This window comes from Johannesbaptistia floridana, assembly GCF_057440575.1.
In genome coordinates, this window is record NZ_JALKVM010000152.1 from 1 (window position 1) to 2597 (window position 2597).

At 39.8% G+C, this 2597-nt stretch carries 3 protein-coding genes; 1 reads left to right on the forward strand and 2 read right to left on the reverse strand.

Annotation, left to right across the window (positions count from 1 at the left end; genetic code table 11):
• Nucleotides 1-276 precede the first annotated feature (276 nt).
• The gene (locus MW688_RS10420) at nucleotides 277-1587 is read left to right on the forward strand and encodes a protein NO VEIN domain-containing protein (RefSeq protein WP_486735911.1); all 1311 of its coding nucleotides are present in this window, start codon (nucleotides 277-279) and stop codon (nucleotides 1585-1587) included.
• A gap of 190 nt (nucleotides 1588-1777) precedes the next feature.
• Here MW688_RS10420 and MW688_RS10425 read toward each other — a convergent pair whose 3' ends face one another.
• Both MW688_RS10425 and MW688_RS10430 read right to left on the reverse strand, forming a co-directional pair.
• Nucleotides 1778-2179, reverse strand: coding sequence for a PIN domain-containing protein (locus MW688_RS10425; RefSeq protein WP_486735912.1), 402 nt, complete (start codon nucleotides 2177-2179; stop codon nucleotides 1778-1780).
• Nucleotides 2179-2418, reverse strand: coding sequence for a ribbon-helix-helix domain-containing protein (locus MW688_RS10430; RefSeq protein ID WP_486735913.1), 240 nt, complete (start codon nucleotides 2416-2418; stop codon nucleotides 2179-2181). Before MW688_RS10430 ends, MW688_RS10425 begins: the two co-directional genes overlap by 1 nt.
• Nucleotides 2419-2597 lie beyond the last annotated feature (179 nt).

Below are 2597 nucleotides of genomic sequence, written 5' to 3' on the forward strand. Positions count from 1 at the left end.
AACTAAAACTTATCCATTATGGCTATTTAGCTAATTAAATGAGCAAGTTTAAGAATAAATGAGTAGATATTTTTCAACTGTATTTAACCCCGACGCTTTGAAATTACTAATGTTCCTGCCGTTATTCGTACGCGCGATCGCCAAATTGGTCTTCGGGAACCTATTCTCCGTAGCTATGAAAGAGTATGCTTTAACAAGGAACTACTCAACATCCCTGGTAAACCTCCAGCAGCATTTATTTGTCCCGGTCATCCTCTTTTAGATGCTACCATAGATTTGATTCTAGAACGCCATCGGGATTTACTGCGCCGTGGAGCTGTATTAGTAGATTCTAGTGATTTAGGTAAACAAGTGCGAGCATTGGTATATTTAGAGCATTCTATACAAGATGCCTGTACCCTCAAAGAGGGAAGACGTCGGGTAGTTTCACGGCGTATGCAGTATGTAGAGATTTTCTCCAATGGTGAGTCAAGAAATGCTGGTTATGCTCCCTATCTAGATTATCGTCCTCTAAAACCAGAAGAACAACCATTAGTGGCACCACTTCTTGATTCTTTTGGTCTTCGTGAAGATATTGAAAACAAGGCTAAAAGTTATGCCATAAAACATCTAGTTTCTCAGCATCTTCAAGAGATTAAACAAAAAAAAGAAGAATTTATTACTAAGACTATGGCGGCAGTAAAAGACCGCTTGACTAAAGAGATTAATTACTGGGATCATCGGGCAACAGAATTGCAACTTCAAGAAGTTGCTGGTAAAGTCAATGCTAAACTCAATTCCTCTAAGGCGCAGCAACGCGCCGATAACTTAGCTGCACGTCTTGAGAAGCGTTTAAGGGAATTAGAACAAGAACGCCAACTCTCTCCCCTGCCTCCTGTAGTGATTGGTGCTGCTCTAATTGTCCCCGCAGGTATTTTGCACCCCCAGCAACCAGAAACCACACCCCCTACCTTCTCTCATCAAACTAAAGAGGTAGAAATCATGGCGATGAATGCTGTTATGGCTATAGAGCGATCTCTGGGATTTCAACCCCGGGATGTCAGCGCTGAAAATCTCGGTTATGATATTGAATCTTGTATTCCTAATACAGGTAAGTTGCGCTTTATTGAGGTAAAAGGACGTATTGAAGGGGCTAAATCTGTGATTGTGACTAAAAATGAAATTCTTACTGCCCTTAATAAACCTGATAGTTTTATTCTTGCTTTAGTTCAAGTGCCCCAATACTCCTCGGTTGAGGATTTTGACTTTTCTTCGAGGCAAGCAGAGGAGCAGAGAGACCGGAGCAGGGAGAGGGATTTTCCGCTTTCTCCCCAGGGCCAGTGCTCCCCGCTCCCAAAGCAGTCTCAACAAGGGATTGAGGCAAAACCTACCCAGTATTCTCAAGTGCCCCTATCTTCAGAACTATCTATAGATAAATCACTATCTATATCTGAGACTAAAGTCAATGGTTGTTCTGTACATTATTTACACCAGCCTTTTCACAAAGAGCCTGATTTTAATGCTAGTAGCGTCATTTATGATTGGCAAGCCTTACTCAGATCTTGCCTCTTTACCCAAAGTTACTGGTTGGGGATGAGTAAGGAGTAAGGAGTAATGAGTTTTGAAGTAGAGAAATGAACTTTAGGATGACAAATTCCAGCGATCGCTCTTACTGCCTATGCTAGAAAAGAAGATCAACAGAAAGCTTTAAATAATGGATACCAAGGCCATGTTAGTAAACCTCTTGATCCCCAAAATTTAGTTTAAGTAATACTCTTACTTACACAATAACTTATGTTTAAGTCCGCCAATTTTCTAATTTTAAATCAGGAATTTTTTGAAATTCATCTACATTAGCCGTGACTAAAATATAATCATTAATCAAAGCTGATGCTCCTATTAACACATCATAATAACCAATAGCTATACCTTTTGTGTTTAGAAAAGTACGAATTTCAACAGCACAAATACTTTCTGATTTGCCAAAAGGTATTACAGTTAAAAGGTTAAGGATTTGTTCAACTAAAAGACGCAGTTTAAAAGCTTTCGATGGATTCAATTGTAAGCCGTATTCAATCTCCATGACAGTTATAGATGACACTGCCAATTCTGAAGGGGAATGTGCTTTTAATTGTCTTTTAGTCCCAGGTTCACCTTTAACAAAATCGCTGATTACACAAGTATCTAAAAGATATTTCACTAAGATAGTCCTGTTTGATTAGGAGGTAAAAGTTCTTGGCGATAGGATTCAAAATTAATCCCTAATTCTGGGCTTCCCTCAAAATTCAAAATCTCTTCTGGCCATTCACCCTCATAGCATTTTTGTAAAAATTCTCTCACAGCTTCCTCAATTAAAGCATTACGAGATTTACCTGTTTTTTGGCAAATAGTTTTGAGCTTTCGACTCAACTCTTCTTCCAGATAAATATTAAAGTTCATCTTCCTTCTTTTATAGCATATAAAAACATGTTAGCTTAAGTAAGAAACTTTTATAGAAGCTTAGGCGATCGCCTCAATAATGTAATATAACGTGCGGCGCAAGCCAAAGGGGGCGCAAGCCGGGGTATGGGCGCAAGCCGGGGTAGGGGCGCAAGCCGGGGTATGGGCGCAAGCCGGGG

What these genes read in the sequence shown, in the direction of transcription:
- MW688_RS10430 (WP_486735913.1), bottom strand. Translation starts at nt 2,418, where the DNA reads ATGAACTTTAATATTTATCTGGAAGAAGAGTTGAGTCGAAAGCTCAAA.